Here is a 262-nt window from a genome sequence, read left to right as displayed (position 1 = left end):
TACCATTACCTACACCACGCTCTGTAATCTGCTCACCAAGCCACATCAAGAACATAGCGCCTGCGACCAATGAAGTCACGGCTGGAATATAAAAAGTCAAACCAGAAGATAGGGTAAGATTTTGGCTGATTAAGCCAGCACACATTCCTAATGACTGTACTAGGGCTAAAGCAAGTGTCCCTTGACGGGTATACTTATTTAGCTTGCGTCGTCCTGCTTCACCTTCTTTTTTGAGGGCTTCAAGCGATGGCAACACTGCAGA

The 262-nt window shown here is 45.8% G+C and carries 1 pseudogene; it reads right to left on the bottom strand.

What is annotated here, in order from left to right:
* Positions 1-262 (bottom strand): annotated as a pseudogene (locus tag AAEZ03_RS27805) (SecY family transport protein); the annotation flags it as partial.

It is taken from the genome of Pseudomonas sp. HY2-MNA-CIBAN-0224 (genome assembly GCF_040310285.1).
Classification (GTDB): Bacteria; Pseudomonadota; Gammaproteobacteria; order Pseudomonadales; family Pseudomonadaceae; genus Aquipseudomonas; species Aquipseudomonas helleri.
Note: the sequence above shows the minus strand (reverse complement) of the source record. Positions and strands in the feature narration are given on the sequence as shown.